At 44.9% G+C, this 25,150-nt stretch carries 27 protein-coding genes, 2 pseudogenes and 1 riboswitch; of the genes and pseudogenes, 4 read left to right on the top strand and 25 right to left on the bottom strand.

Annotated elements, in window-relative coordinates:
* The first annotated feature begins 290 nt into the window (after positions 1-290).
* A riboswitch (cobalamin riboswitch) is annotated at positions 291-492 on the top strand.
* 26 nt (positions 493-518) lie between these two features.
* From MUN89_RS07415 to prpB, 4 genes are read left to right on the top strand one after another with little or no spacing between them, the layout of a single operon-like run.
* The gene (locus MUN89_RS07415) at positions 519-866 is read left to right on the top strand and encodes a hypothetical protein (RefSeq protein ID WP_244712587.1); all 348 of its coding nucleotides are present in this window, start codon (positions 519-521) and stop codon (positions 864-866) included.
* A gap of 36 nt (positions 867-902) precedes the next feature.
* Complete coding sequence (mmgD, locus tag MUN89_RS07410) at positions 903-2,018, top strand: citrate synthase (RefSeq protein WP_244712585.1); 1,116 nt, start codon at positions 903-905, stop codon at positions 2,016-2,018.
* Positions 2,019-2,074: 56 nt separating this feature from the next.
* Positions 2,075-3,514: a bifunctional 2-methylcitrate dehydratase/aconitate hydratase gene (locus tag MUN89_RS07405; protein WP_305852442.1), complete on the top strand. Its 1,440-nt coding sequence runs from the start codon at positions 2,075-2,077 to the stop codon at positions 3,512-3,514.
* A gap of 26 nt (positions 3,515-3,540) precedes the next feature.
* The gene (gene prpB, locus MUN89_RS07400; protein WP_244712581.1) at positions 3,541-4,461 is read left to right on the top strand and encodes a methylisocitrate lyase; all 921 of its coding nucleotides are present in this window, start codon (positions 3,541-3,543) and stop codon (positions 4,459-4,461) included.
* A gap of 107 nt (positions 4,462-4,568) precedes the next feature.
* On the opposite strand, the gene MUN89_RS07395 is transcribed toward prpB, so the two are convergent.
* The 25 genes and pseudogenes from MUN89_RS07395 to flgM all read right to left on the bottom strand — a co-directional run bounded on the left by MUN89_RS07395 (position 4,569) and on the right by flgM (position 25,138).
* Positions 4,569-5,936 (bottom strand): murein hydrolase activator EnvC family protein, encoded by a 1,368-nt coding sequence (locus tag MUN89_RS07395; protein WP_244712579.1) that lies wholly within the window; start codon positions 5,934-5,936, stop codon positions 4,569-4,571.
* A gap of 25 nt (positions 5,937-5,961) precedes the next feature.
* Positions 5,962-6,855 (bottom strand): permease-like cell division protein FtsX, encoded by an 894-nt coding sequence (gene ftsX / locus MUN89_RS07390; protein ID WP_244712577.1) that lies wholly within the window; start codon positions 6,853-6,855, stop codon positions 5,962-5,964.
* Entirely contained in the window at positions 6,845-7,531 is a 687-nt protein-coding gene (gene ftsE / locus MUN89_RS07385) for a cell division ATP-binding protein FtsE (protein ID WP_244712575.1), read from the bottom strand. Before ftsE ends, ftsX begins: the two co-directional genes overlap by 11 nt.
* Positions 7,532-7,771: 240 nt before the next feature.
* Positions 7,772-8,152, bottom strand: a complete 381-nt coding sequence (gene cccB, locus MUN89_RS07380; RefSeq protein ID WP_244712574.1) for a cytochrome c551 — start codon at positions 8,150-8,152, stop codon at positions 7,772-7,774.
* A 54-nt stretch (positions 8,153-8,206) separates the two neighbouring features.
* A pseudogene (locus tag MUN89_RS07375) lies at positions 8,207-9,045 on the bottom strand (YitT family protein).
* Positions 9,046-9,231: 186 nt separating this feature from the next.
* Positions 9,232-10,336, bottom strand: a protein-coding gene (prfB, locus tag MUN89_RS07370) for a peptide chain release factor 2 (RefSeq protein WP_244712573.1) whose coding sequence is annotated in 2 segments (ribosomal slippage) — positions 9,232-10,263 and positions 10,265-10,336 — 1,104 coding nt in all. Because the reading frame shifts where the segments join, the coding sequence is not laid out codon by codon here.
* Positions 10,337-10,413: 77 nt separating this feature from the next.
* Entirely contained in the window at positions 10,414-12,933 is a 2,520-nt protein-coding gene (gene secA / locus MUN89_RS07365; RefSeq protein ID WP_244712572.1) for a preprotein translocase subunit SecA, read from the bottom strand.
* A gap of 182 nt (positions 12,934-13,115) precedes the next feature.
* Positions 13,116-13,316 carry a hypothetical protein gene (locus MUN89_RS07360; RefSeq protein WP_244712570.1) on the bottom strand — a complete coding sequence of 67 codons (201 nt, stop codon included), beginning with the start codon at positions 13,314-13,316 and terminating at the stop codon, positions 13,116-13,118.
* 256 nt (positions 13,317-13,572) lie between these two features.
* Positions 13,573-14,133 (bottom strand): ribosome hibernation-promoting factor, HPF/YfiA family, encoded by a 561-nt coding sequence (hpf, locus tag MUN89_RS07355; protein ID WP_244713630.1) that lies wholly within the window; start codon positions 14,131-14,133, stop codon positions 13,573-13,575.
* Between the two features lie 477 nt (positions 14,134-14,610).
* A complete protein-coding gene (locus MUN89_RS07350; protein WP_396266084.1) occupies positions 14,611-14,811 on the bottom strand; it encodes a transposase in 201 nt (66 codons plus the stop codon).
* Positions 14,812-14,996: 185 nt separating this feature from the next.
* Positions 14,997-15,164, bottom strand: coding sequence for a hypothetical protein (locus tag MUN89_RS07345; RefSeq protein WP_244712569.1), 168 nt, complete (start codon positions 15,162-15,164; stop codon positions 14,997-14,999).
* A 12-nt stretch (positions 15,165-15,176) separates the two neighbouring features.
* Complete coding sequence (locus MUN89_RS07340; RefSeq protein WP_244712568.1) at positions 15,177-15,560, bottom strand: DUF8042 domain-containing protein; 384 nt, start codon at positions 15,558-15,560, stop codon at positions 15,177-15,179.
* Between the two features lie 11 nt (positions 15,561-15,571).
* Positions 15,572-15,925, bottom strand: coding sequence for a flagellar protein FliT (locus tag MUN89_RS07335; protein WP_244712567.1), 354 nt, complete (start codon positions 15,923-15,925; stop codon positions 15,572-15,574).
* Positions 15,925-16,314 carry a flagellar export chaperone FliS gene (gene fliS / locus MUN89_RS07330; RefSeq protein WP_244712566.1) on the bottom strand — a complete coding sequence of 130 codons (390 nt, stop codon included), beginning with the start codon at positions 16,312-16,314 and terminating at the stop codon, positions 15,925-15,927. Before fliS ends, MUN89_RS07335 begins: the two co-directional genes overlap by 1 nt.
* A gap of 16 nt (positions 16,315-16,330) precedes the next feature.
* Entirely contained in the window at positions 16,331-17,884 is a 1,554-nt protein-coding gene (locus MUN89_RS07325; RefSeq protein ID WP_244712565.1) for a flagellar hook-associated protein 2, read from the bottom strand.
* 12 nt (positions 17,885-17,896) lie between these two features.
* Positions 17,897-18,265, bottom strand: coding sequence for a flagellar protein FlaG (gene flaG, locus MUN89_RS07320; protein WP_244712564.1), 369 nt, complete (start codon positions 18,263-18,265; stop codon positions 17,897-17,899).
* Positions 18,266-18,975: 710 nt separating this feature from the next.
* A pseudogene (locus tag MUN89_RS07315) lies at positions 18,976-19,308 on the bottom strand (flagellin); the annotation flags it as partial.
* A gap of 194 nt (positions 19,309-19,502) precedes the next feature.
* Positions 19,503-20,441: a flagellin N-terminal helical domain-containing protein gene (locus MUN89_RS07310; RefSeq protein WP_244712563.1), complete on the bottom strand. Its 939-nt coding sequence runs from the start codon at positions 20,439-20,441 to the stop codon at positions 19,503-19,505.
* 125 nt (positions 20,442-20,566) lie between these two features.
* Positions 20,567-20,794, bottom strand: a complete 228-nt coding sequence (gene csrA, locus MUN89_RS07305) for a carbon storage regulator CsrA (RefSeq protein WP_244712562.1) — start codon at positions 20,792-20,794, stop codon at positions 20,567-20,569.
* On the bottom strand, positions 20,781-21,236 hold the full coding sequence (fliW, locus tag MUN89_RS07300; RefSeq protein WP_244712560.1) for a flagellar assembly protein FliW: 456 nt from the start codon (positions 21,234-21,236) through the stop codon (positions 20,781-20,783). The genes csrA and fliW overlap by 14 nt, the downstream gene beginning before the upstream one ends.
* Positions 21,237-21,254: 18 nt before the next feature.
* Positions 21,255-21,806 carry a DUF6470 family protein gene (locus tag MUN89_RS07295; protein WP_244712559.1) on the bottom strand — a complete coding sequence of 184 codons (552 nt, stop codon included), beginning with the start codon at positions 21,804-21,806 and terminating at the stop codon, positions 21,255-21,257.
* Between the two features lie 49 nt (positions 21,807-21,855).
* Positions 21,856-22,731, bottom strand: a complete 876-nt coding sequence (gene flgL / locus MUN89_RS07290; protein WP_244712558.1) for a flagellar hook-associated protein FlgL — start codon at positions 22,729-22,731, stop codon at positions 21,856-21,858.
* A gap of 6 nt (positions 22,732-22,737) precedes the next feature.
* A complete protein-coding gene (gene flgK, locus MUN89_RS07285; RefSeq protein ID WP_244712557.1) occupies positions 22,738-24,291 on the bottom strand; it encodes a flagellar hook-associated protein FlgK in 1,554 nt (517 codons plus the stop codon).
* A 20-nt stretch (positions 24,292-24,311) separates the two neighbouring features.
* Positions 24,312-24,803: a flagellar protein FlgN gene (locus MUN89_RS07280; RefSeq protein WP_244712556.1), complete on the bottom strand. Its 492-nt coding sequence runs from the start codon at positions 24,801-24,803 to the stop codon at positions 24,312-24,314.
* A 14-nt stretch (positions 24,804-24,817) separates the two neighbouring features.
* Positions 24,818-25,138, bottom strand: a complete 321-nt coding sequence (flgM, locus tag MUN89_RS07275) for a flagellar biosynthesis anti-sigma factor FlgM (RefSeq protein WP_244712555.1) — start codon at positions 25,136-25,138, stop codon at positions 24,818-24,820.
* Positions 25,139-25,150 lie beyond the last annotated feature (12 nt).

The raw sequence follows: 25,150 nt of genomic DNA, 5'->3' as shown, positions 1-25,150 counted from the left end.
ACGAGTGAATGAACTCAGGTTTCCGCTTATCAATAAAGGCGTTAATACCTTCCTTTGCATCGATAGTAGAGAAAAGCTCAGCAAAGTTTTTCCTTTCCAAGGATAATCCTTGTTCTCTGTTTTCCACAGAACTTTTCATTATACACTCCAAGGCCCTTGTTACACTGGTCATGCTCAAGTAAGCCGTTCACGACGCCCTTCCCTCCATGGATCAGATTTAATACCCCTTTCATGATTCGAGAAATCATTGTTTACTTTCAAAACATTTGATATATTGAAGAAGTAAAACTGAATACGTTTCAGATTCAGGTGCAGATAAGCTTAAAGTTTATTTGCTTAATAGGGAAATCGGTGAAAATCCGATGCTGTCCCGCAACTGTATATGGGAGCGAACTGGAAAATCCACTGATCTAAGCTTGTTTCATAGATTGGGAAGGTTCCAGGGAGTGATGATCATTAAGCCAGGAGACCTGCCTGTTTCAGCGAACATCTAAACCTACGAGGATAGGAGGTGTTAAGTGCGAGTGGTAAGAGTATGGCAAGGTCTGTTTCCTTATGCCCTGCTCTATCCAGATGAACGAACGCAACTTAACAACTTTCTCAGGAAGTTGTTTTTTTATTGCCTTATTTCTATTTCGACTAGAGGTGTTCTTTTGACGAAATCAACCGAGTACTACGTAAACCGACTAAGCTCATGTGTTATGAATCACCTGTTTTCTTCTGGATCCTGCTCCCTCAGAGAAACTTATGACCAATGGAAACAAGAAATCACGGAACTAGAAAACCGTGATCATGAGCTGAAAAATTTAGAAACAGCCTACGCCCTTGTCTTTGAAGAATTGGCCGGAAAGCCCCCGGCAATTTAATTTTTTGAAAGCGTTTACTATAAAAGGAGGGTCCTTATGCCTGAGCAAACGGTCTATAAACCCGGACTAGATGGAGTGGTCGCAGCCGTAACAAAGCTTTCTTATTTGGATGTGGACGCTGAAGAAATCGTTATACGTGGATATGAACTAATTGAGCTTGCCGAAAAAACGCAGTATCTCGATCTCGTTCAGCTGTTATTACGAGGTGAACTTCCTTCTAACAGCGAACGCTCTTCATTGGAGATGGCATTAAGAACGGAATATGATCTACCAGATGGTTTCTTCCAGTTGTTTAAACAGCTGCCGAAAGAAACTCACCCGATGGATGCACTACGAACTGGTATTTCTGCCCTTGCAGGCTACGATAAGCAATTAGAAGCGCGAAAAGAAGAGGAAATTAGCCAAACCGCCGTCCGTCTGTTAGCAAAAATCCCCAACGTCGTAGCAAACAGCTATCACATTCTTCATGATGAACCAGCTGTAGACCCTAAACAAGAACTCCCATTCAGTACAAATTTTCTGTACATGATCACCGGTCAAATGCCTACACCGACGGATGCAGATTTTTTTGATCAATCATTAATGATGTACAGTGAACATGAAATGCCGAACTCTACATTCACCGCAAGAGTGATCGCCTCTACAAACTCAGATCTTTATGGAGCCCTTACAGGAGCAGCAGCTTCATTAAAGGGAAACCTTCATGGTGGGGCAAATGAAGCTGTCATGCACATGCTGCTCGAGGCGAAAACGACTGATGGATTCCGCCACCTCCTCCACCAAAAGCTTAAAAACAAAGAAAAAATTATGGGCTTTGGCCATCGCGTGTATATGAAGAAAATGGATCCCAGGGCAACTCTTATGAAAAAAGCGTTAAAGTGTCTGTCCGATGACAAACAACGGGGAGATCTTTATGAAATGTGTGAGGCAGGAGAACAACTGATGAAAGAAGAAAAAGGTTTATATCCGAATTTGGATTATTATGCCGCTCCTGTGTACTACCTATTAGGCATTCCCATCGATTTATACACCCCGGTCTTCTTTGCTGCTAGAACCATAGGATTATGCGCTCACGTAGCTGAACAATATGGGAACAATAAATTATTCAGACCTCGAGTGCTTTATAATGGACCTCGCGGCTTGCACCCTTAAGCGCAAGCCCGTCCCTGCTTTTTTAAGGCAATATTACATAATAGAAAAAGGTGGAGATGAAAGTGACAGAAGTGAAAGTACCGACGACAGATCAGATATTAGAACAAATCGCCGATTATGCTGTTCATGGCTCAATTACTAGTCAAGAAGCTCTTGAAACGTCTCAGTACGTATTGATGGATACTTTAGGCTGCGGCTTTTTGGCTCTTCGATTTCCGGAATGTACAAAGCATCTCGGTCCAATTGTTCCAGGAACAGTTGTACCTAATGGAGCACGAGTTCCAGGAACAGCTTATGAACTGGACCCTGTCCACGCAGCCTTCAATATTGGATGTATGATCCGATGGCTTGACTATAACGATACATGGCTGGCAGCGGAATGGGGACATCCTTCTGACAACATCGGTGGAATTTTGGCAGTATCTGATTATCTCAGCCGGAAATTACTCGCTGAAGGAAAAGAACCACTGACCATGGATCAAGTGTTAGAAAACATAGTAAAGGCCCACGAAATTCAAGGGGTTTTAGCTCTCGAAAACAGCTTAAATCGGCAAGGACTTGATCACGTCCTGTTCGTTAAAGTCGCTACAACTGCAGTCGTAACAGCTATGCTGGGCGGAGGTAAAGAAGAAGTCGTTGACGCGGTTTCACAAGCTTGGATTGATAATTCCAGTCTTCGTACGTACCGTCATGCCCCGAATACAGGATCCCGCAAATCCTGGGCTGCCGGGGATGCGACCAGCCGCGGAGTAAGATTAGCCATGATGACGATGAATGGAGAAATGGGGTATAAAACAGCGCTTTCCGCACCAGAATGGGGCTTTCAAGACGTGTTTTTTAACGGTAAAGAGCTGACCATCGCCCGTCCGTTCGGCTCCTATGTGATGGAGAACATCTTGTTCAAAATCTCTTATCCCGCTGAATTTCACGCCCAGACGGCAGCAGAGGCCGCCATCGAACTGCACGATGAAGTAAAAGGAAGATTAAACGAAATCGATCGGATTACGATCACTACTCACGAATCAGCCATCCGGATCATTGATAAAAAAGGTCCTCTTCACAACCCGGCTGACCGCGACCACTGCTTGCAGTACATTACGGCCATCGGATTAATCTACGGAGAACTTAACGCAGATCATTACGAAGATGTCGTTGCCCGTAACCCCGAAATTGACCGGTTGAGAAATGTGATGGAGACCATTGAACATGAACAATACAGTAAGGACTATCTGGATCCTGATAAGCGTTCAATCGCTAATGCCGTGCAAGTGTTCTTTACGGACGGTACGTGTACCGACCAGATCGCCATTGAATATCCTATTGGCCACCGACGCCGCCGTGACGAAGGACTGCCGCTCTTATTGAACAAATTCCAAAATAACTTAAAAACACGTTTTCCTTTCAAACAAGTCAACCGCATTTTAAACTTATCTGAGGATTACGATAAGCTGGCGAACACACCAGTAAATGAATTTATCGAACTCTTTCGTGTGTAACCCATCTGTATAAGGAGGAACTTTCTATGTCCTGGATTGTTGAACCAAGATCCACACAGCCGGAGCGTGCTGAAGAATTTAGGGAGCTGATCGAACTGCCCGAAATATTGAAAATCCCTGGTGCTCACGATGGGATGTCCGCAAAAATCGCAAAGGATGTGGGTTTTAAAGCTCTCTATCTCTCAGGGGCCGCCTACACGGCCAGCCGCGCTCTGCCTGATCTCGGGCTTATCTATTCGAATGAGATGGCTGAAAAAGCAACCGAGCTTGTCCGCGCCTCCGACCTTCCTGTACTTGTCGATATTGACACCGGTTATGGCGGTGTCATCAACGTTGCCCGTGCGGCAAGAGAAATGGTTGACGCAGGGGTTGCAGCTGTCCAGATTGAAGATCAGCTGCTTCCTAAAAAGTGCGGCCATCTAAACGGGAAAAAACTGATTGAAGCAGAAGAAATGATGCAAAAAATTAGAACGATCAAAGAAACCGCCCCGACACTGGTCATTATTGCGCGAACAGACGCCAAATCCGTGGAAGGAATGGAAAAAGCAGTAGAGCGGGCAAACTTATATGTAGAAGCTGGCGCAGACGCTATTTTTCCAGAAGCGTTAACAAGCGGAGACGATTTTCGACACGCTTCTAAAACTATAAAAGCTCCTCTGCTTGCTAACATGACCGAATTCGGAAAAACACCTTACTTCACAGGTGAAGAATTCCATTCGTTTGGAATGGATATGGTGATTTACCCCGTCACCTCCCTACGCGCGGCTGCCAAAGCTTACGAGCGCATTTTCAAGGAAATCATGGAAAAAGATACTCAAAAGGGTCGACTGGAGGATATGCAGTCCCGCGAGGAGCTGTACGAAACAATTAAATACTATGATTATGAAGCGTTGGACGAAAAAGTAGCGAAAAGCATTCTCCCGGAAATCGGCAAAGAAAATAAATAAGTGAAAAGACCCTGCCGGCAGGGTCTTTTCTTTTGTTCTCGAAAAAAATCGTGCACAGCAAGTCTCTAAAAGAGAAGGCTGTGCACGATCGTTGTCTGCTAGTAAGCTTAGAAATTAATCATTGACTTTGGATTAATGGCATTGGTTTTTCCGTAATTCCAAGTGCCGCGGTGAAGTTCAAAGTGCAGATGAGGACCGGTAGATTGTCCAGTTGTTCCCATGGAGCCAACCCGGGTGCCTTTTTCTACGTATTGGCCTTCGCTGACGGCGCGGCCGCTCATATGCGCATAAACCGTTGTATAGATTTGACCGTCAATGGAATGGGTAATAAATACTACATTGCCGTAACTGCTCGATTTGTAGGAACGGAACACTTGTCCGGATGCCGCTGCTACGATTGGTGTGCCGCTGCTGTTGGCAACATCCACGCCAGGGTGGAATTCAGATCCACGTGGTCCGAAGCCTGAAGTAATGATCCCGGTCGTCGGCCGCATGAAGTTTCCACTCGTTACTGCTGGAGCAGAGCCTCCTGATGAGCCGGATGAACTTGAGCTTGAACTTGATGACGAGCTTGACGATGAACTGGAAGATGAGCTGGCTTTAGCTGCTTCTCTTCTCGCCGCTTCTTTACGTTTTCTCTCTTTTTCTCTTTTGATTTCAGCTTCAATTTCAGATTGTCTTTCCTGAGCTTTTTCCATAGCTTCTTTGATGGATGCTGCCTGTTTATCAAGAACTTCCTGCTGCTCTTTCAGTTCCATTTTGTGGCTATGTAATTCATCGTGCTGATCTTTTAATTGATCAAGCAGCTTTTGTTTTTCTGCTTTCTGCTTGTCCAGTTCAGCTTTAATGGATTCGAGCTCTTTCTTCGCTTCTTCCAGCTGTTTCTTCTTCTTTTCTACTTTTACTTTCTTCTCTTGAAGAAGCTTTTTCTCTTTCATATGGGTATCAAGAATGTTCTTATCCTGGTCCATAATCGTCGTCACTGCAGAAGCACGGTCCAGAAAATCGCCGAAGCTTTGGGACCCCATGATGACCTCAAGATATTTGACATCTCCGCCGCTTTGCTGCATGGCTCTCAATCGTTTTTCCAAAAGCTTTTCACGCTCTTCAATTCGTTTCTTTAATTGAGCAATTTCTTTTTTGAGCTGTTTAATATCTTCTTCGGTCTGTTTGATTTCTTCTTTCTTCGAGGCAAGCTTCTGTTCATTCTTCTTCAGCTTGTTTTCAAGATTCGTGATCTTTGATTCCGTATTGGACTGCTGCTTTTCGTTTTCTTTGATTTCCTGCTCTGTCTTTTTCTTTTTGCTTGAGACGTCATCCTGTTTATTATTGACATCCCCCTGCTGCTTTTCAAGGTCGTTAAGTTTTCCATTTACGTCATCTAGATCTGAATTGGCGGACACATGCCCAGACGAACTGAGCAGTGCCCCGGCAATGAGTAGTGTAGATAATACTGATAGATTGAACTTTCTCATCCGGCCCTTTTCTCCCCTTTTCCAATTAAACTTTTAAGAATTTCCGTACACTCATCACGCTTCCCCAAATCCCTATGAATGCTCCAATAGCTAGAATAATAGCTGCGAGCTGCCATGCAAACGGATTAAAAGGAAGAAGGTGAACAAAATCAAACTGAATCCGATCCCGCAAGTGGTAGTACAAGTAGTAGTACGCAGACACGACACCTGCGATCGGGATAATTGATCCAAGAACTCCCAGCAACATACCTTCTATAAAAAACGGCCAGCGGATAAATCCATTCGTTGCTCCTACAAGCTTCATAATTCCTATCTCTCTACGGCGGGCGATAATCGTAATTTTAATGGTGTTGGAAATGAGGAAGATTGCCGTAAAGACAAGGCCGATGATGAGCGCCAAGCCAATATTTCTTGCATATTGGTTAAACTGGAACAAACGCTGCACAATCTCTTCGCCGTAGTCCACTTTGTACACGTGGTCAAACCCTTCCACCTTATTAGCAATGTCAATCACATCAACCGGGTTTTCAGGTTTTACTACATAAGCATCGTTTAACGGATTGCTTTGTTTAAATAATTCAAATGCTTTCCCTTGATCGCCGAGGCTGTCGATCAGCTCATTCAGCTCTTCTTCTTTAGGAGAAAAATCCACCGTGCCTACCTCGGGAATATCCTTCAGCTTATCACCAAGATCATCGATTTCCTGATCATTGGCTGTCAATTCAACTAGTACTTTTATCTCAACATCTTTTTCGACAGAACTTGCGATTTCATTTAAGTTCAGCATCACGGCGAGAAATACGCCGACGAGCAGTAACGTTGTTGTAACCGCCCCGATAGAAGAAACCGTCATCCAGCCATTTCTGACCACACTTTTACTACCTTCACGAATATGTCTGCCGAGAGTTCTAATTTTCATAGCCATACTCCCCTCGGCTTTCATCGCGCACAATCATGCCGTCTTCAATAGCGATAACCCGCTGCCTGAATGTGTTTACGATATCCTGATTGTGGGTAGCCATTAATACTGTAGTACCACCTGAATTAATTTCCTCTAAAATGTGCATGATTTCCCAGGAGGTTTCAGGGTCAAGATTTCCGGTAGGCTCATCTGCGATCAATAAACCGGGATGATTCACAATTGCCCGGGCAATGGAAACACGCTGCTGTTCTCCCCCGGACAGCTCGTCCGGCAGAAAGCGGGCTTTATTCTTAAGCCTCACCTGATCGAGGACGTCCATGACACGTCGTCTTATACTTGCTTGCTGCTCTTCGATGACTTCCAAAGCAAACGCTACATTTTCATAGACTGTTAGTTTAGGAAGTAAACGAAAATCCTGATAGACGACACCGATTTGACGTCTTAAATGCGGGACCCGTCTTTCTTTAATTGATGATAAGTTAATATCGTTCACGAGCACGGTTCCTTTGCTTGCTTTTTCTTCACGGAACATCAGCCGGGTAAATGTCGATTTACCAGCTCCACTCGGTCCTACAATATAAACAAATTCTCCTTGATCGATATGTACATCAATACCATTCAAAGCTGTAACACCATTGGGATACGTCTTATATACACCCTTCATATTTATCATAGAATCAATCACCTTAATTTTTTTGTTTATTATCATGATGCGTGTTTGTGACAGTTTATCTGTCCCAAGTCCGTACCCATTATAACATCTTATTTCTATTTTTTTAGACATAAAATTATTACATTTATATTTCATAAACCCCTTCACTTTGATATAATTCGCCAAATTTCTCGTAACCCCTTCTTTTTTCCTAGAAAAAAAGCCCGACTTTTAAAAAAGTCAGGCTTCGGTTAAGTATCGCTATTTTTTGGCGGCGAGCCAGCTTGCAATTAAATTCTTATCCTCATCGCTCACCGATTGAGGCGGCATACTCCCTTTTCCTTTGGAGATGATTTCTTTAATATCATCCTCGGAGTATTTCTTTCCTACTTTCTGCAAGGAAGGTCCGTATCCTCCGCTCAGATCCCCTCCGTGACAGCTGATACAGTTATTTTCTTCAAAGGCTTGCTTTGCTTCTTTAGCATCCACATCTGAATTCGCTTGCTCACTGCTTCCTTGATCCGCATTCTCTTCAGTGGATGGATCCGATTGATCACCGGCACCTTCTTCATCTCCTCCGCCGCTGCAGGCGCCTAAAGCTAGAAAAGAAACAAAGAACAGACCGAATAAGAGTTTTTTCACGATGCTCCCCCTTTACTGCGCAAAATATCAAAACACAGAGATATTATAACCTAGTTAAGATGTTTTAAAACCCTCTCCGAACACCTCTGTCGCGTTCATAGCGACGACAAAAGCCCCAGGATCAATCGTTTTAACCGTTTGTGTCAATTTAATGAATTCGTTCTGCTGAACGACACACATAATCACCTGTCGTTCCCGTTCGGTATATCCCCCTGCTCCACTCAGGACAGTGACTCCGCGGTCGATTTCCGTTAATATCGCGCTTCGTACTTCATCGATGTTCTCCGTAATAATCATGACATTTTTCGATGTATTTAATCCGACCTGGACAAAATCAATCGTCCGGCTCGTGGCAAACAGCCCAATAAGCGCATATAACCCTTCTTCCACCGAGAAGACGATCGCTGACGTTAAAACGATCATTCCATCTAGCATCGCTACGCTGATCCCGAGAGGAAGATGCGTGAACTTGTGAACGACTTGTGCCGCGAGGTCAATGCCGCCCGTGGAAGCTCGTCCTCGAAATACAATTCCAAGCCCTAAACCAACGCCCATGCCGCCGAAAATAGCTCCGAGCAGCGGATTCGGAGTGGCTGGTTCGAGGCTGCTCGTTAAAATAACAAAGCCCGGTAAAACCATGGTTCCGACAAATGATTTAATGCCGAAATTTTTACCAAGAATTATAACTCCGGTAATAAAAAGCGGGATATTAAGCACCCACTGGACGATCCCGGCTCCCAGCCGAACACACCTTTCGTTATGGTACTGATTCCAGCGACGCCGCCAGAAGCAATATTATTCGGAAGTAAGAATATATTAAATGCCAAAGCCACAAAAAAAGCCCCTACAATCACGAGCACATAATCAAGCGCTTCGCGCAGGTGGTGAGGCATCGGTTCCCGACGGTATTTTTTTGCCATCATCATCATGGTGCGATTCCCCCTGTTTAACGTTTCACATAAACCGTAAGGAGTATATCACTCCTTCTTCGAGCTGTAAACGAGACTCAGATAACGCATTAACACAGTAAAGCGGCGTGTATAAAAAAACTCTCACTGGGATCAGTGAGAGCTTTTGAATCAGGCATCCATTGTGGAACGCAAATAGGCATCAATAAACTTGTTGAGATCGCCGTCCATCACGCCTTGCGTGTTTCCTACCTCAACGTTCGTGCGGTGGTCCTTCACCATAGAGTAAGGATGGAACACGTAGGAGCGAATCTGGCTTCCCCAGCCAATTTCTTTCTGTTCGCCGCGGATGTCATCAAGTTCCCGCTGCTGGCGCTCAATTTCAAGCTGATAGAGCTTGGCCTTCAGCATTTTCATCGCCTGCTCGCGGTTTTTAATTTGCGACCGCTCCGATTGACATGTGACGACGGTATTGGTCGGCAGGTGAGTAATACGGACCGCAGAATCGGTTGTATTGACGTGCTGCCCGCCTGCACCGCTTGAACGGTACGTATCGATCTTCAAATCCTCTGTGCGGACGTCAATTTCTACTTCATCATTAAATTCCGGCATCACTTCGCAGGAAACAAAGGACGTGTGACGTCTTCCGGAAGAGTCAAACGGCGAAATCCGCACGAGGCGGTGAACGCCTTTTTCTGCTTTTAAGTAGCCGTAGGCGTTATGGCCTTTAATAAGCAAGGTGACACTTTTCACTCCGGCTTCTTCTCCCGGCAGATAATCCATCGTCTGTACCGAAAAGCCTTTATCTTCAGCCCAGCGGGTGTACATACGAAGCAGCATGCTGGCCCAGTCCTGCGATTCCGTTCCGCCGGCACCCGGGTGAAGCTCAAGGATCGCATTGTTTTTATCATAAGGCTCGCTGAGCAGCATATTTAATTCAAATTGGTTCAAGTCGTTCCGCAGTTCCTGTACTTGTTCTACGAGTTCTGTTCTCAAGTCTTCGTCATCTTCTTCTTTCACTAATTCATAGGAAACCTCAAGGTTTTCATGCGTTTCCTCATGCTTTTCCAGCGTATGAACGAGATTTTTCAGCCCATTGACTTCATCGATTACTTTTTGTGCTGTATTCTGGTCATCCCAGAAGCCTGGCTCAGTCATTTGTTCTTCAAGTTCAGCTATTCTCGTCTTTCTTTGATCGACGTCAAAGAGACCCCCTGAAGTCCGCTAAACGCTTAGCTGTATTATCCAATTCGTGGCGAATTTCTGCCATATCCATAATCCATCACTCCTGTAGCCGATTTATTTTCCATAAGGGAAGACACCCTCGGATGAACGAGAGTGCCTGCCTGTCTCTTATTTGCCGTGACAGTTTTTGTACTTTTTGCCGCTTCCGCAAGGACATGGGTCGTTACGGCCGACGGTATCTTTTTTCACATAAGGCTGTTTCTTTTTCTTCTCTTTACTTTCCTCACTATCACTGTTGGAGACCGCTTTTGCTCCTTGTGCGACTTCTTCGCGCTGCAGGTTGCTGCGGATCTCTGCTTTCATAACGTAGCGGGCAACTTCTTCATCAATCGCAGATACCATTTCCTCGAACATACGGAAACCTTCGAATTGATACTCACGAAGAGGATCATTCTGACCATAGGCACGCAGGTGGATTCCCTGACGCAGCTGATCCATCTGGTCGATGTGGTCCATCCATTTCTGATCGACCGTACGAAGCAGAATCACTTTTTCAAACTCACGCATCTGCTCTTCGGTGAGCTCTTCTTCTTTTTCGTCATAACGCATTTTCACTTTTTCAAGAATTTTCTCCTGCATTTCGACAGGGTCTAATCCTTTGATATGGTCAAGGGTAATATCTCCTTCTTGCAGAAGGTTCGCCTTGACGTAATCGACGATCATTTCAAGCTCCCAGTTTTCGTCCTCTTCATCTGACGTATGGACTTCTACGGTACGCTGAACAGCTCGCTCAATCATCTGTTCAATAATGCTGCGCAGATTTTCTGAGGTTAACACTTCGTAGCGCTGCTTGTAGATCACTTCACGCTGCTGACGCAGGACGTCATCGTAGGAAAGAATGGTTTTCCGTGCGTCAAAGTTGTTTCCTTCCACCCGCTTCTGGGCAGATTCTACGGCACGGGAAATCATCTTACTTTCAATCGGCTGGGAGTCATCCATACCTAGACGCTCCATCATGTTCCTCATATTGTCAGATGCGAACCGGCGCATCAGCTCGTCATCGGTGGCCAGGTAGAATTGACTCATCCCAGGGTCGCCTTGACGACCGGAACGACCGCGGAGCTGATTATCGATCCGGCGGGATTCGTGGCGTTCTGTACCGATAACCGCAAGACCGCCTGCTTCCTTAACGCCTTTACCGAGCTTAATGTCGGTACCACGGCCGGCCATGTTGGTCGCAATGGTAACCGCTCCCTGCTCGCCGGCTTTTTCAATAATCTCCGCTTCACGGAAGTGGTTCTTCGCGTTCAAGACGTTATGCGGGACGCCCGCTTTATTCAAATATTTTGAGATAATTTCGGATGTCTCCACCGCCACAGTACCGACCAGCACCGGCTGGCCTTTTTCATGGCGCTCCTTAATATCTTCTACAACCGCACGGAATTTGCCGTCCATCGTTTTGTAAACGAGGTCCGCCTTATCATCACGTATGATTTCACGGTTCGTCGGAATGACGATAACGCGCATGTTATAAATGTTTAAGAACTCTTCTTCCTCTGTTTTCGCTGTACCCGTCATCCCGGAGAGTTTTTCGTACATGCGGAACAGGTTCTGGAAGGTAATCGAAGCAAGCGTCATGCTTTCATTCTGGATCTGAAGGCCTTCTTTTGCTTCAATGGCCTGGTGCAGACCATCGCTGTAGCGGCGGCCTTTCATCAGGCGCCCGGTAAACTGGTCCACGATGACTACTTCGCCGTCATCCACGACATAATCAGTATCCCGGTGCATGCTCGTATGGGCTTTTAACGCCTGGTTAATGTGGTGAATTAACGTCACATTAGCGAGGTCAAACAGGTTGTCCACTTTAAAAAAGCTTTCCGCCTTATTGATGCCTTCCTCCGTGAGCATTACGTTCTTCGTTTTAACATCATACGTAAAATCGTCGTCTTCATTTAACAGCCGGACAAACGAATTAGCCGTCTGGTAAAGATCGGCTGATTTAGAAGCTGTTCCGGATATGATTAACGGGGTACGCGCTTCATCAATTAAGATCGAGTCCACCTCGTCAATAATGGCAAAATGAAGCGGGCGCTGTACCATCTGCTCTTTGTAAAGCACCATGTTATCGCGCAGATAATCAAACCCAAATTCGTTGTTCGTTCCATACGTAATATCTGCGCTGTAGGCTTCGCGTTTTTCATCCTTGGACATGTTGTTTAAGTTCAGCCCTACCGTTAAGCCGAGGAATTGGAAGAGTTCCCCCATCTCTCTTGCGTCACGAGTAGCTAAGTAGTCGTTGACTGTAACGATGTGTACGCCTTTACCTGTGATCGCATTTAAATAGGCCGGCATCGTGGAAGCTAAGGTTTTCCCTTCCCCTGTTTTCATTTCGGCAATGTTACCTTCATGAAGGGCAATCGCCCCATACAGCTGAACCTTAAACGGCCGCATATTTAACACACGTTTAGAGCCTTCCCTGACTACGGCGAAGGCTTCCACTAGTAGATCTTCTAATTTTTCGCCATCCTGGTAGCGTTGTTTAAATTCTTCCGTTTTGTTGCGAAGTTCTTCATCTGACAGCTGTTCGTATTTAGATTCCAATGCATCTATATCGTCCGCCATCTTATCTAACCGTTTCAGCTGACGAGTATTCCCGTCGCCGAAAATTTTCTTTAAAGTTCCAAGCATTGCAACCGCTCCTCTATTGATTTCCAATCTTCGGTTGAATAGTATAATCCACTCTCAATAATAACACTAAGAGGAACAGGATGCCAATAAATCTCCCTATGTAAACAGAAGCTTAACAAACGAAATCCGATAAAAGGAATAAGGGGCAATCCGGGGATGAACTGCCCCTTAGCGGAGGCGGTTTATGAAGATGTAGAAGGGGCATAGCGGGGGTTGTGCTCACGGATGAGCTGATGCTCCATGCCGGATTGGCGCTGATCGAGGTCATAAATGCGCCGGTTGGTAACCGCAATAATGTCTACCAGCTGGGCAATCACTTCTTCCTGCTGCTTCAGGCGCCGGGACAAATCGCGGCAATCAGGGCAAAGATACGTCGTTTTCAATTCATCGCCTCCTTGGAAGGATCTTACATCCTATTTATATCATGGGGGTGAACAAACGAGTAATCTCCATAAAAGCGTTGTCGTAAATTGTCCTATAAAGGAAAAGGAATTATTCAGATAGAGAATTTCATTTTTGGAAGGGGGATGAGCGTAATAATGAAGGTTCAATAGTATTCTAGAAGTTTTATATAAGGGGGAGATCGAGGAATATCCACGAAAAAGCATCCCTCCGGAAGAGGGATGCCTGAAAGGTCTATCAGGTTTCAATTAACCCGTATTTTCCATCTCTTCGTTTATAAACGATATTGGTTTCATCAGTATTCGCGTTAGTGAAAACGTAGAACGCATGGCCCAGCATATCCATTTGCAATGCTGCTTCTTCACTATCCATCGGCTTCAAATCAAAACGCTTCGTTCTTACAATTTCAATATCGAAGTCGCTTTCTTCTTCTTCCTCATATTGCCTTTGGGAAGCTTCTCTTTCCATTTCTGCAAACACATGTTTAGGTGCACCTTCCTGTCGAAACTTTCGGTTTACCTTAGTCTTATGCTTGCGAATCTGTCTTTCTAATTTATCTACCACAAGGTCGATGGCAGCGTATAAATCTGTGTTGTGTTCCTCAGCTCGAAGAAGCAAGTTCTTCATCGGAATTGTGACCTCGATAGTCTGCTCATCATTATAGACACTTAAATTGACATGAACCTCAGAAGTCGGCGGAGTATCAAAGTAGCGCTCAAGCTTGCCCACCTTTTTCTCCACATATTCCTTAATGGAATCCGTCACCTCTAAGTTTTCACCACGAATGTTGTACGTCATCATAGAAGTGTCCTCCTTTCATCCTTATGTGTAATATATTCTACCATACCCAAGGCCATTCCTGCATAAACTATCTAAATATTTTGACGAATTTGTGTCGGAAATTGATGGGAAGTTGTGCTATTATAGGCAATTCAAGCGTTTTTTGACTATTTTCTGCTTTATTAAAATTGTTCTTTTGTCCTATTTTGCAGAGAATGCTTCGGTCGTACAACCTTCGTATCCAAACAGAAAAACCTTATGGTAAAAATGAAAAACCAGCCTTTTGGCTGGTTTCAGCTTGTAGAGAAACCCCGTGTTTCTCTACAAGCTTTTCTTACCGCCATGAGCGTTGGTCCCTTCCCTTTCCGCGGACGAGCGCCCGAGCTTCCTCGCGAAACCCATGCTCGGCGATCTCGGCCCACTCGTTCTTCCGCAGGAGTGGAAGGGACCTCGCTCCTTGGTATTCTTTAAAGACAGAAAAAGACTCTCCTTCACCTAGCTTACCCTAGCTAGATGGAGGAGAGTCTTCTTCATGTTCTGATAGGCAGCTGTCATCAGCGCCTGTGCCTTTACTTTTTCTTTTCTACGCAAACGGCAATAAAGCAGCCCATACAGTTCTTTTGAATCTGTGAAGCTACGCTCTACTTTCTCTTTTCTCATTCTATAAACCCATTGTCCCTCATTAAGCCGGTTCAAAGCCGGTTCAAGCGAACCTGCTCTTTGACATCCTCCCACAACTGGCGCGTCAGCGTTTGTTGATGGTTCTTATTCTGGGTACAGGTTAGGAGTAATGGAGAAGCAGCACCTTGAGAGAGGTCTGACTTGTAGTGACAATGATCGAGATAGAAGAACCCTGCCGCTTATTCTCCCGATATAAATAATCACTCTTCGGATCGGTCTCCCTCCTTTTCACTTCTTTGGTTTTCTGGCACAAGTTCTTCCATCGTTACGATTTCTATTTCATTTTGTCGTGCTTTGATTGAAACTAAAATCTGGCTGTCGAGACATTCTCGACAGCCAGATTCCAGCCTTTTGGCTGGTTTGTACATCTAAGTATGTAATTAATGAGCGATGTACGGCTTCACAAATAACTGCATCTGCTCCCGAAAGCTTTCATACGCCGGAACGATCCGCTGGATAAGCAGCTGCTGCTTTTCTTCATGGGTATCTAGCTCAAACCATTCCTGCAGCAGTAAAGCCATTTCGTGAAAGTCATCAATCATCCCTTTCACGTCAGGATCCTCTTGAAATAGGTTAACCAACTGCTCATGCGTTTTGCTCATTTGCTGAAAGGACAAGAGCACATCTTCAAACACCTGCTGCACCTGAGGAGGCGCATCTTCTTTCGTATTGTCCTCTAAATATTGAAAGCCTTCACTCGTCACCGTCAAAAGCCGGTCGTACTCCCTCAGCATGTGGTGCTGTTCTACCGTTAAGTCTGTCAAAAAATCACCTGCTACTTTCTATGATCCAAAAACATGCCATCATAGCTGGAAACGCTGCGATAAGGGTTGGTATATCGCTGATTGCTGGATTTGGTCTTTTTTACATTGCGCATCTCAGTCTTCAACTCGCGGAAAAGCACGTCCAGACGCGCGGTGAGCTCCGGTTCTTTAGCGAGCACCTGCTCCTTCATGTCTCTCTCTTCAGCTGACTGTACCTGCGCTAATTCTTTCATGAGAATTGATCGTTCGTCAAGAATATCGTTGACGCGCTCGATGATTTCCGATCGATTACCACGGGTGACGTTTTCGTTTAAGGTCAGCTCAAGCTTAAGCGTTAATCCGTAAAAATCCTTCCAAACGCTCATTACGCGTTTCCGCCCTGGCCATACTGGACTTTTCTCGTCTGCAATATAACCTGTTTCCACGTATCGCGGAATTCCACCGCTAATCCTTCTACTTCTTCCAGGATCTCTAAATCGTTTTTCACATTCGCTTCCATCAGACGTCGGTTCATATAATCATATAAAGGCAGAATCTGCTGGGTGATTTCATACCCTTGATCCATTGTTACCATGAGTTCCTGAACGATGTTCTGCGCTTTTTGAATGCTCGTATTTTTCGCTTCAATCTGGTTGGTTTCCATCGCTTTTTTCGCCTGTTTAATAAATTTCAAACAGCCATTATACAGCATTAACGTAAGCTCCCCCGGCGAAGCGGTTTCCACCGAATTGTTTTGATAAGCTTGAATTGACATGTAGCCGGCACTCCTTTTATTGACTAAAATTCTGCATTAAATACGAAGATTGGGAATTCAATTTCTGAATGGCTTTCTCCATCGCACCAAACTGGGACCAGTAGCGGTCTTCAATATCCGTTAACCGATCTTCAAACTGATCAATCCGGTCATCCATATCCTTAAGCTGACGCCCGAGCATGTAAGTCTCTTCCGTACTGGAAGCTTTTCCTGCTTTTTGCTCGATATTTTTCATCGTCGTGGCAATTGACTCTTCCAGCTTGCGGACAATCCCTTGCTGGTTGGCACCTTCCCCGTCACTGGCAAACAGCTTATGGACGGCATCCGGGTCATTTCTCAGAGCTTCCCTGAGATCCTCTTCGTTAATTAATAGTTTTCCTTTATCTAAGTAATTGGCAGACGTTTCAATGCCAATCTGAGACAGCTGGGTGTACTCGCCGCCTGTTTCCACTTTGCCATACCAATTCTGACGCATTTCAAACAGCCCGTTACGAATGACACCATCACTTTTCAAAAGGCCGCTTTTCGCTTTATCGTTCCAAAGCTCGATTTCTTTATCTTCCATATCTTCTTTTTGCTTATCTGTCAGTGGCTGATAATCACGGTAGCGCTTTTCATCGATTTTGCCATTTAAGTCTTCGATGATTTTGTTGTACTTATCCACGAATTTCGTAATTGAGTCGACGGCTGCATCGACGTCGTTCGATACGTTTACGTTCACAGGGCTGTCCATTACACTGTTAAATTGAAAATCGACCCCATTAATCGAATAGTGGTTGTCATGGGTTTTGATTTCGAGGTCATGATTGTATACGAAGGTAGCGTCTGTCCCGCCTTTTTCGTTAAGCTTCCAGGTCCCTGATGAATTATCGCCATTTTTTAAACCAAGCGTGTTCGATAAAAATCCAGCCGTAGAGCCGTTAAAGCCGATTTCAGCCCCTAAAAACCGGGAATCGTCCGTGTTAAAATTCCCTGTCTCAGTCCGCTCAATCATCACTTTATCTGCGCTTTGGTCATAAAACGCCCGCACACCGACGTCTGAATCGTTAATTTCACCGAGGATATCGTTCAACGATTTATCCATCGTTACGTCTACGTTAAGGGAAGTCGGCCCATCTTCACCGTATGTTTCGATTGTAATCGTGCCGGTTTCGATGGCATTAGCAAATTTTCCTGCTTGAGAAGAGAGCGGCTTCGTCGGATCAATCTTGTCATTCGGGTCGTTCGACAAAGACGTTTCACTCAAATTGTAGGCAGCAGACGCCAATTCTTTAACCTGGACATTGTAGTTGCCATTCCCGGCACTTGCGGTAGCTGTTGCGGAAATAGCGGAAGACGGTGAAGAAGTCGTCTTCGTGTTATATGTTCTCTCAAGCTTCATATCAAGCATCATGTTATCAAGCTCAAGCAGCTGCTTATTGACATCGCGGTATGAATCCCGCTGCCACGTCATCCACTTCTTGTCCTGCTCCATTTTATCGAGCGGAATCCGCTCTGCCTTCATGAGCTTGTCTATGATTTCATCGGTGTTCATTCCGGAGGCAAGGCCGCCAACTCTCATATCGTTCATTCTATCACCTGCTTATATTTTATGATCGACAATAATCCCAAGCGATTCCGCCATCGCCGCATAGAGATCGAGCATCTTTTTCGGCGGAATTTCCTTAATCACTTTATCCGTCTTGTTATCAACAATCGTAACGTAATACTCCTCCAGCTTTTCGTGGTACTGGAAGCGAATCGACGTTTTCACCGGCTCTAAAAACCGGTTCAATCCATCTACAACCTTCTTCACATCCTCTTTCGTCGGTGCTTGCTGTTCTTGTTCATTCTTTACTGCGGATTGAATTTCTGCTTCGGTTTCTGGCTCCTGAACTGATGTACGAAGTCTGGGCTGAGATGAATTCTTCTGCAGGAGTTGTGATTGAGTTAGAATGGGTCCTACATTCACTTTCTACAACTCCCTGTCCTATATGTGTTTCTTTTTATATCGGTTTAAATGAAAAAAGTTAAAGAAAAAAACCTCCGATTTTGGAGGCAGGTGAAAAACTTCTTCCTATCTAAGAGGGGTTGATTCTCACGAATCGCTTATCGGAGGGTGCTTGCCGCGGGCACGGCCTCAGCTAACTTGGTCAAGAAGACCACTTGACCAAGTGGATCTTCGGCTCGCGCTGTTCCCACAGGCGTCACCACCGAACGCTCATTGGATAATCAATGATCTTATAGACTTTTCTTTCGAATAGAAGGACTAATACTGTCATGATAATGATTGTATTCATATGTAACCTGGGACTATAACCAAGAGTTACTCCAGTTTCCTAAAATCAGAAGAACATAGGGATCTATCAGACTTTCAAAACAGTGAAACTTCAGATAAAGGGTTACAGAAAGATATTAGATTGAATTGAAGAATAAGGAATGAAAGTATAGACATGGGGATGAGACTACCTTATTTACAGGTCTCGAAGGCATGCCCTTTAAAGCGCCTTGTGGAAACTCATAGAAACAAATGAAGGAATAGAAAGCGTAAGTCTCAAATAAATAAAAGAAAAGAGAACTGTATAGAATTAAATTCCATACAGTTCTCTTTATTAAATTCTAGTTTTCAAAAATCTTCAGGCTTTCATAAGCTTAGATTTTGAAAGGGTTTAAAAATAATGATTAACGTAGAAGTTGAAGTACGCCTTGTGGGTTCTGGTTTGCTTTTGCAAGCATAGCTTGAGAAGCCTGAGCAAGGATACTTTGTTTCGTTTGGTTCATCATTTCTTTCGCCATGTCAACGTCACGGATACGAGATTCCGCGGCAGTAAGGTTTTCTGAAGATGTATTTAAGTTATTAATAGAATGATCTAAACGGTTTTGATAAGCACCTAATTTAGAACGCTCAGCAGAAACGGTTTGAATGGCATCATTTATCTTAGTAATAGCTGTATCTGCAGAAGATTGAGATGAGATGTCAATACCACCTAATGATACGGCATCAGCAGTTTTATCACCATTAGCAAATGTTGCTGCACTTGCTGCCGTAGTAGCTATATCAATTGTGCCATCAGTATTTACATCTACTGAACCATCCAATGTGATATTTACTCCTGCAAATTTAGAGGAATCTGTAAATGAAACACTAGAGGCATTATCTTTTACAATAACATCTTCTGTTAAAGAACCACCATCAGTTAGTGATAGTTTTACTTCATCATCAGCAAGGCCCCTGCTAGAGTGCCAGTTCCTACTACTGGTGTCGCACTAAATTCAAAATCTGATCCACCTGTTTGCGCTTTAATAAATGAGTTAGCACTACCTACTGAAGCGGCAGTATCATCAGCATCTAAAGAGATTGTAATTGTCTTTGCATCATTATCAATATTAAAACTATCAGCCGCACCAGAAGTAGAAGTAACAGATACAGTATAACCATTATACTTAGAAGTATTATTTACTGTTTGAAGTTTAGTATTAGTTTCTGTAGCTTGAATAGCAGTATCTTTTGCTGATAATTGGAGGTTTGCTCCATTAAGAACTCCAGAACCTACACTAGCGTCCAATGAAACTCCTGTAGTATCTGTTGCACCACTTTGTAAAGTTGCAGTTGTAACATTTCTTCCTACTCCCAAAGAAAATGCGTCCATAGCATTTATTTCTAATCCTAAGTTTTGGCCGGAATTTGCTCCAATATGAAAAGTAGCCTTACCAAGGTTACCATCTTTTATTCCACCATTTAGCAATGATTGAGTGTTAAACTCGGTATTATTCGAAACCCGAGTAATTTCCTGAGCTAATTGGTCTACTTCTTTCTGAAGCTCAGCGCGATCAGAGTCTGTATTAGTGTCATTTGCTGATTGTGTTGCTAATTCACGCATACGTTGAAGAATACTATGTGTTTCATTTAAAGCACCTTCAGCAGTTTGAATGAATGATACACCATCCTGTGCATTTTTAGACGCCATATCCAACCCACGAATCTGTCCGCGCATTTTCTCTGAAATCGCTAGACCAGCTGCATCGTCCCCAGCTTTGTTAATTCTCATGCCAGAAGATAGTTTTTCCATTGATCCGGACATAGCTTTGTTCGCCTGTCCTAGCTGACGGTAAGTATTCAATGCCGCGATATTGTGATTAATTCTCATAAGAAAAGATTCCTCCTTGAATTTTACGTTCCACGTCCTTGTGGAACAGGTTTTTTAACAAAACAAAAAGCCGGCCGACTTTGTAATGTTTTACATTAGTTATATCGGACAGCTTTTCACATTTGTTAATCTTTTTTTTGGTTTTTTAAGTAATTTAACAGTTCGCCGGAGAACGAAGCCGCTTCGGTGTTCTCTTCTTGAATCGCCCGGTAGACTTCCTCTCGGTACACGTCCAAACTTCGCGGGGCATCGATGCCGAGCTTAACCTGGCCGCCTTCCACAGAAACAATTTTCACTTCGATGTCGTCGCCGATGCGGATTGATTCGCCTTCTTTGCGGTTAAGGATGAGCACGGCGTTCCCCACCTTCTTGTGACTGGATCAATGGATGACGGGTGTGGTAATGGTCATCAGTCAAAATCAGCTGTCTCCCCTTTTTCGATTCCACATTAATAACGATTGGCGCCTGCAGGTTAATCGTTGAGGAGCTGAACGGCTCTTTTAACGTAATCACGTTATAAACAGCTACGTCTTCCCGTTTTGATATGGCTAATTCCTCTTTCACCGCTTCATCCAGATCAAATGAATACTGCTGATAAAATAAATAAGGGTTCGTAATGATCAAGGCGATTTCTGCTTCATCGACCGGCTGCAGAGCAAAATATACCGACGTTTCATCTACCGGCAAAAGCGCATACGTCTTATATTGTTCAAGTCCCGGGATGCCTTGTTCAAACCGGATCAGTTCATTCCCGTCCACTTCCACAGTGCCAAAGTGCTTCGTTTGTAATTCCATTATTTTTTCCCGTCCTTTTTATACTTTCCAATCAATTTTTACGTCAGGATACTGTTCCATGTGCAAATCAACATTTCCCCGCTGGTAGCCGAGTTCAGGTTTTCTTGGCTGGGCTTCAATGACTGGCTTCTGAGGCTCAACGTTAATTTCAGCCTCGGATGGAGCATAGTGTATGTCAACGAGATCATACGCCGGCAGTCCGCCAGGATCAAGCTCGAATTGATAACGCGAGTTTTCTTCGGCTTGCGTCGCGATCGGGTTGCCTTTATGCTCAATCCGCATCAGTTCATCACCTTCCTGAGCCGCGCGGGCGATCCCTTCAAGCCACAGCTGACGGGCATCGGACACCATTTCGTCACTCCGGACAAATATGCTTTTTAAATCAATGTTCTGCCACGCCCTCGTCTGGTCGATGGTAAGCTTGCCTGGACGCTGTTCGATCAACAGTCTCGCTTTTGGCTGCTGAATCGACAGCTCCGCATCCGGCTGGCGGATTGTCTGTCTGGCATTATGAGTCATGATTCCGAGTCTTGCCGGCGTCGTTTCTACTTGTAACCTCGGCATCTCCATCCTCTCACCCTCCTTGAAGAAAAACAAGACTGCCCCTAAAGAGACAGCCTTATCTTAAAAAGTCCATCAGTGTTGGTTGAATGATTCGTGAACCAACACTCAAAGCGGCGCGGTGGACGCTTTCCTGCGTTTTCAAATTCGTAATGACTTTTTCAATATCCGCATCCTCGTTATCAGACATCATTTGGGACGCAGTCACTTCCTGCGTGGACAGACGGTCTTCAATTAAGTCGACACGGTTCATCCTCGCTCCAAGATCGGCGCGGGTATTGACGATATCATCAATATGAGAATCAAAGGTATCTAAATATTGATCCAAATCTTCATCGCTTCCTGTGCCTTCTAAAGCATCCGCAAATTTTTCAATGTCATCAAACAGCTGCTGGTTAAACACTTGATCCGGCTCGACATTCACCTGCATCTTAACACCGGCAGAAACAGGAATATCGACCGTAGAATCACTGTTGTTAACCGTGTATGTGTCCTGGTCTACGGGAGCTTCTGTCGTATTGGCTCCATTGAAAATGTATTTATCGTTCACTTTCGTATTGGCGATACTGGCGAGGTGATCCTTCAATTGGCGGATTTCCTTTGCGATATTCGCCCGCTGTCCTTCTTCATATGTACCGTTACTCGCCTGAACGGTCAGCTCGCGGATCCGCTGCATCGCCTGTGTTGCTTTATCAAGAGCCGAGTCACTGTTATCCATCCAGTTATGCACTTCTCCAATATTGCGTTTGTACTGCTGCACCTCGGTAAGCTGGGAGCGGTAGTTAATTCCCTTCATTGCAACCACAGGATCTTCAGATGGCTTTGAAATTTTCTTTCCTGTTGAAAGCTGCTCCTGGTATTTCCCCATCTGGCCGTAGCTCTGGCTTAAGTTACGCAGCATATTGTTAGCAAGCATGCTTTGTGTTACACGCATCAGTCATTACCTCCCTACTCGTCCCATTTGGTTAATAATCCGGTCGATCATTTCATCCACAGCAGTAATATTTCGAGCCGCTGCGTTATAGGCGTGCTGGTATTTAATCATGTTCGTCATTTCTTCATCTAAAGAGACGGAGCTCACGGACATTCTTGACTCCTCGACAGACTGGCGCAGCGTTTGCGAGTTGTTGGAAAGTCGGGATGCTTCCTGGGCATCAACCGCCATTCCGCCAATTAAGGCTTCATAAAAGCTGTTTAAATTCGTCTCTTCTCCGAGCAGTGGATCGTTTTGCTCCTTCACGTCCGCAAGTGCCTGTGCATTGTCGCCGTTACCGGCAAGCGCTGACGCGTCTGAAGCAGCAATGTTATCCAGATCATTTTTGATCGCATCAGTAATATCAAGCGATGCCGAAAGCCCGACCTGGACTCCGTCTTTTAATGTGGAACCTGCCAGAGAGAAAAAGGCAGGCGGTGTGTCATTGTTATCCAATGTGTTCAGTGATTCCCCGCTCTGCTGCACGCTGTTGAATTGATTCACGAACGAAGTCGCCATCGTATCAAGGTTGTGGAGCATATTGGAGTAGACGCCCACCGTCTCTCCTGCGCTGTTTTCATAGCCTGATACGTCCATTAACGCCCGCAGCTTTCCGGGCGATGAAAATTCATCCATCGTATAATTCGTACTTCCAACGCTCACCGAGCTTACTAGGGCCGGGTTATCTGTAGAATAATTGACTTTCACTTCCTGGACCGTGTTTTGCGCCCCATCGACAAGGGTTGCTTTTGGAGTAAGTGCCTGGCCGTTTTCATCGACTAAGGAAATCGTTGCTTTTCCCATCGCCAGCGGATCGGCTGAGCTCGGCGTCTCCTCGTAGGAAACATCAATATTCGCAAGCCCCGACAGCTGATCAATCAAGCGGTCGCGTTCGTCATACAAGTCATTCGGAACATAGCCGTGCGGCTCTACTTCTGAGATTTGTTTATTGATGCTGTTGATCTGGCTGGCGAGCGAGTTGATTTCCTTGGTCGTGACGTCCGTTTCGTTTTTTACGTCTTTCTGCAAAGTGGTAATCGTGTTAGCCAGGTAATTAAAGGTTTCTGCGACGGCTTTCCCGCGCTGTCTGACGACCGAACGGGCACCGGAATCCTCGGGGTTCACCGATAAATCCTGCAGCGACTGCCAGAAGCGGTCCATCGTTTTGGCAAGCCCGTTATCCGACGGTTCATTCATAACCTGCTCGAGACGGCTCATCGCATTCGACATCGCTTCATAATAGCCGCTCCGGTTATTTTCCCCGCGGTACTGATCATCAAGAAACTGTGTCCGCACTCGTTCTATGGAACCTGCCTGCACACCGGTGCCGATCTGACCCGGGATCTCGGCCCGGTTCCTTGATGCCGCTGGAAAAGGGCTAGTCTGTTCAAAATTCACGCGCTGGCGGGTGTAGCCCGGGGTATTGGCGTTTGCGATATTATGTCCCGTTGTATATAAGGCGGACTGCTGGGTGAATAGGCCGCGCTTGGCTACTTCCAGTCCGTGAAATGTTGATACCATATCGATTCTCCTCTATCTTGTTAGGCTTTGGAATCAAATACAGACCGCTTTTGTTCTGTATTTGCCGGTTTTTGTGCGCCGCTGTTGTAGTTCATCGATTTCAAGGATGGCTGAAGCATATCCATAGATAGGTTGATAAACTGCAGCGATTGCTTCGTCAGCTCGGCATTCAGCTCTTCCTGGTACTTCAAATCAGCCAGGACAAGAATAAAAGCTTCATAGGCTTCCTGAAGCTTTTGTTGTTCCTCCCCATGAGTGAGCTCAATCATTTCCGAAATCGTCGGCTGCTCTAAAGCGTGTCCGTTTTGTTCATACCAGCCTGCTACATGCTCCAGCCGCTTCTTTTCCACTTTTTCAATCGCTTGAATGTGTTTACGCTCAGCAGCTAACAGCTCTTGAATCACTGTCGTTTCGTTATTCTTTAGAGCTTCTGTCTTTTTCTTTGATAAAGCGAGCAGGCTTTCATGCAGCTGCTGCAGCTGTGCCATCGCCGCTACGATTACATCGATCATTTAAGGATTCTCCTCTATTCCTTGTTAGACCAGAATTGGAGCATTTTTTTGGCCGTTTGCTGCGGGTCGACTTTATAATTGCCTGTCTCCAAATCAGCCTTAATTCTATCCAATTTCTCCTGACGCGCCGGATTGACCTTGTCTGTGCCCTGCATTTCCTTTGCCTGCTTGGAAATTTCTAAACGATCCTGTCTGCTGCCATTGTTTTGTGTAGGGACTTGCTTTTGCAACTGTTTCTGGTAAGGGTTAAAGTTTGAATGATTAGGACCATTAATTTTCATGCCAGTCACCTCATTTCGATTTTCGTTCCTTTGATTGCTTCTATTATCGGACATTGTAAAGAATTT

Origin of the sequence: Halobacillus salinarum (assembly GCF_022919095.1) — a bacterium.
GTDB classification, from domain to species: domain Bacteria; phylum Bacillota; class Bacilli; order Bacillales; family Halobacillaceae; genus Halobacillus_B; species Halobacillus_B salinarum.
The sequence above is the reverse complement of the archived record's forward strand: the minus strand, read 5'-3'. Positions and strand labels throughout refer to the sequence as shown.

Bases quoted from the DNA above. Each gene is read 5' to 3' on its own strand.
- mmgD (WP_244712585.1), top strand. From the start codon at position 903: ATGCCTGAGCAAACGGTCTATAAACCCGGACTAGATGGAGTGGTCGCA.
- MUN89_RS07405 (WP_305852442.1), top strand. From the start codon at position 2,075: ATGAAAGTGACAGAAGTGAAAGTACCGACGACAGATCAGATATTAGAA.
- prpB (WP_244712581.1), top strand. From the start codon at position 3,541: ATGTCCTGGATTGTTGAACCAAGATCCACACAGCCGGAGCGTGCTGAA.
- MUN89_RS07395 (WP_244712579.1), bottom strand. From the start codon at position 5,936: ATGAGAAAGTTCAATCTATCAGTATTATCTACACTACTCATTGCCGGG.
- ftsX (WP_244712577.1), bottom strand. From the start codon at position 6,855: ATGAAAATTAGAACTCTCGGCAGACATATTCGTGAAGGTAGTAAAAGT.
- ftsE (WP_244712575.1), bottom strand. From the start codon at position 7,531: ATGATAAATATGAAGGGTGTATATAAGACGTATCCCAATGGTGTTACA.
- secA (WP_244712572.1), bottom strand. From the start codon at position 12,933: ATGCTTGGAACTTTAAAGAAAATTTTCGGCGACGGGAATACTCGTCAG.
- hpf (WP_244713630.1), bottom strand. From the start codon at position 14,133: ATGACGTACAACATTCGTGGTGAAAACTTAGAGGTGACGGATTCCATT.
- MUN89_RS07345 (WP_244712569.1), bottom strand. From the start codon at position 15,164: ATGTACAAACCAGCCAAAAGGCTGGAATCTGGCTGTCGAGAATGTCTC.
- MUN89_RS07335 (WP_244712567.1), bottom strand. From the start codon at position 15,925: ATGAGCGTTTGGAAGGATTTTTACGGATTAACGCTTAAGCTTGAGCTG.
- fliS (WP_244712566.1), bottom strand. From the start codon at position 16,314: ATGTCAATTCAAGCTTATCAAAACAATTCGGTGGAAACCGCTTCGCCG.
- MUN89_RS07325 (WP_244712565.1), bottom strand. From the start codon at position 17,884: ATGAACGATATGAGAGTTGGCGGCCTTGCCTCCGGAATGAACACCGAT.
- MUN89_RS07310 (WP_244712563.1), bottom strand. From the start codon at position 20,441: ATGAGAATTAATCACAATATCGCGGCATTGAATACTTACCGTCAGCTA.
- fliW (WP_244712560.1), bottom strand. From the start codon at position 21,236: ATGGAATTACAAACGAAGCACTTTGGCACTGTGGAAGTGGACGGGAAT.
- MUN89_RS07295 (WP_244712559.1), bottom strand. From the start codon at position 21,806: ATGGAGATGCCGAGGTTACAAGTAGAAACGACGCCGGCAAGACTCGGA.
- flgL (WP_244712558.1), bottom strand. From the start codon at position 22,731: ATGCGTGTAACACAAAGCATGCTTGCTAACAATATGCTGCGTAACTTA.
- flgK (WP_244712557.1), bottom strand. From the start codon at position 24,291: ATGGTATCAACATTTCACGGACTGGAAGTAGCCAAGCGCGGCCTATTC.
- MUN89_RS07280 (WP_244712556.1), bottom strand. From the start codon at position 24,803: ATGATCGATGTAATCGTAGCGGCGATGGCACAGCTGCAGCAGCTGCAT.
- flgM (WP_244712555.1), bottom strand. From the start codon at position 25,138: ATGTCCGATAATAGAAGCAATCAAAGGAACGAAAATCGAAATGAGGTG.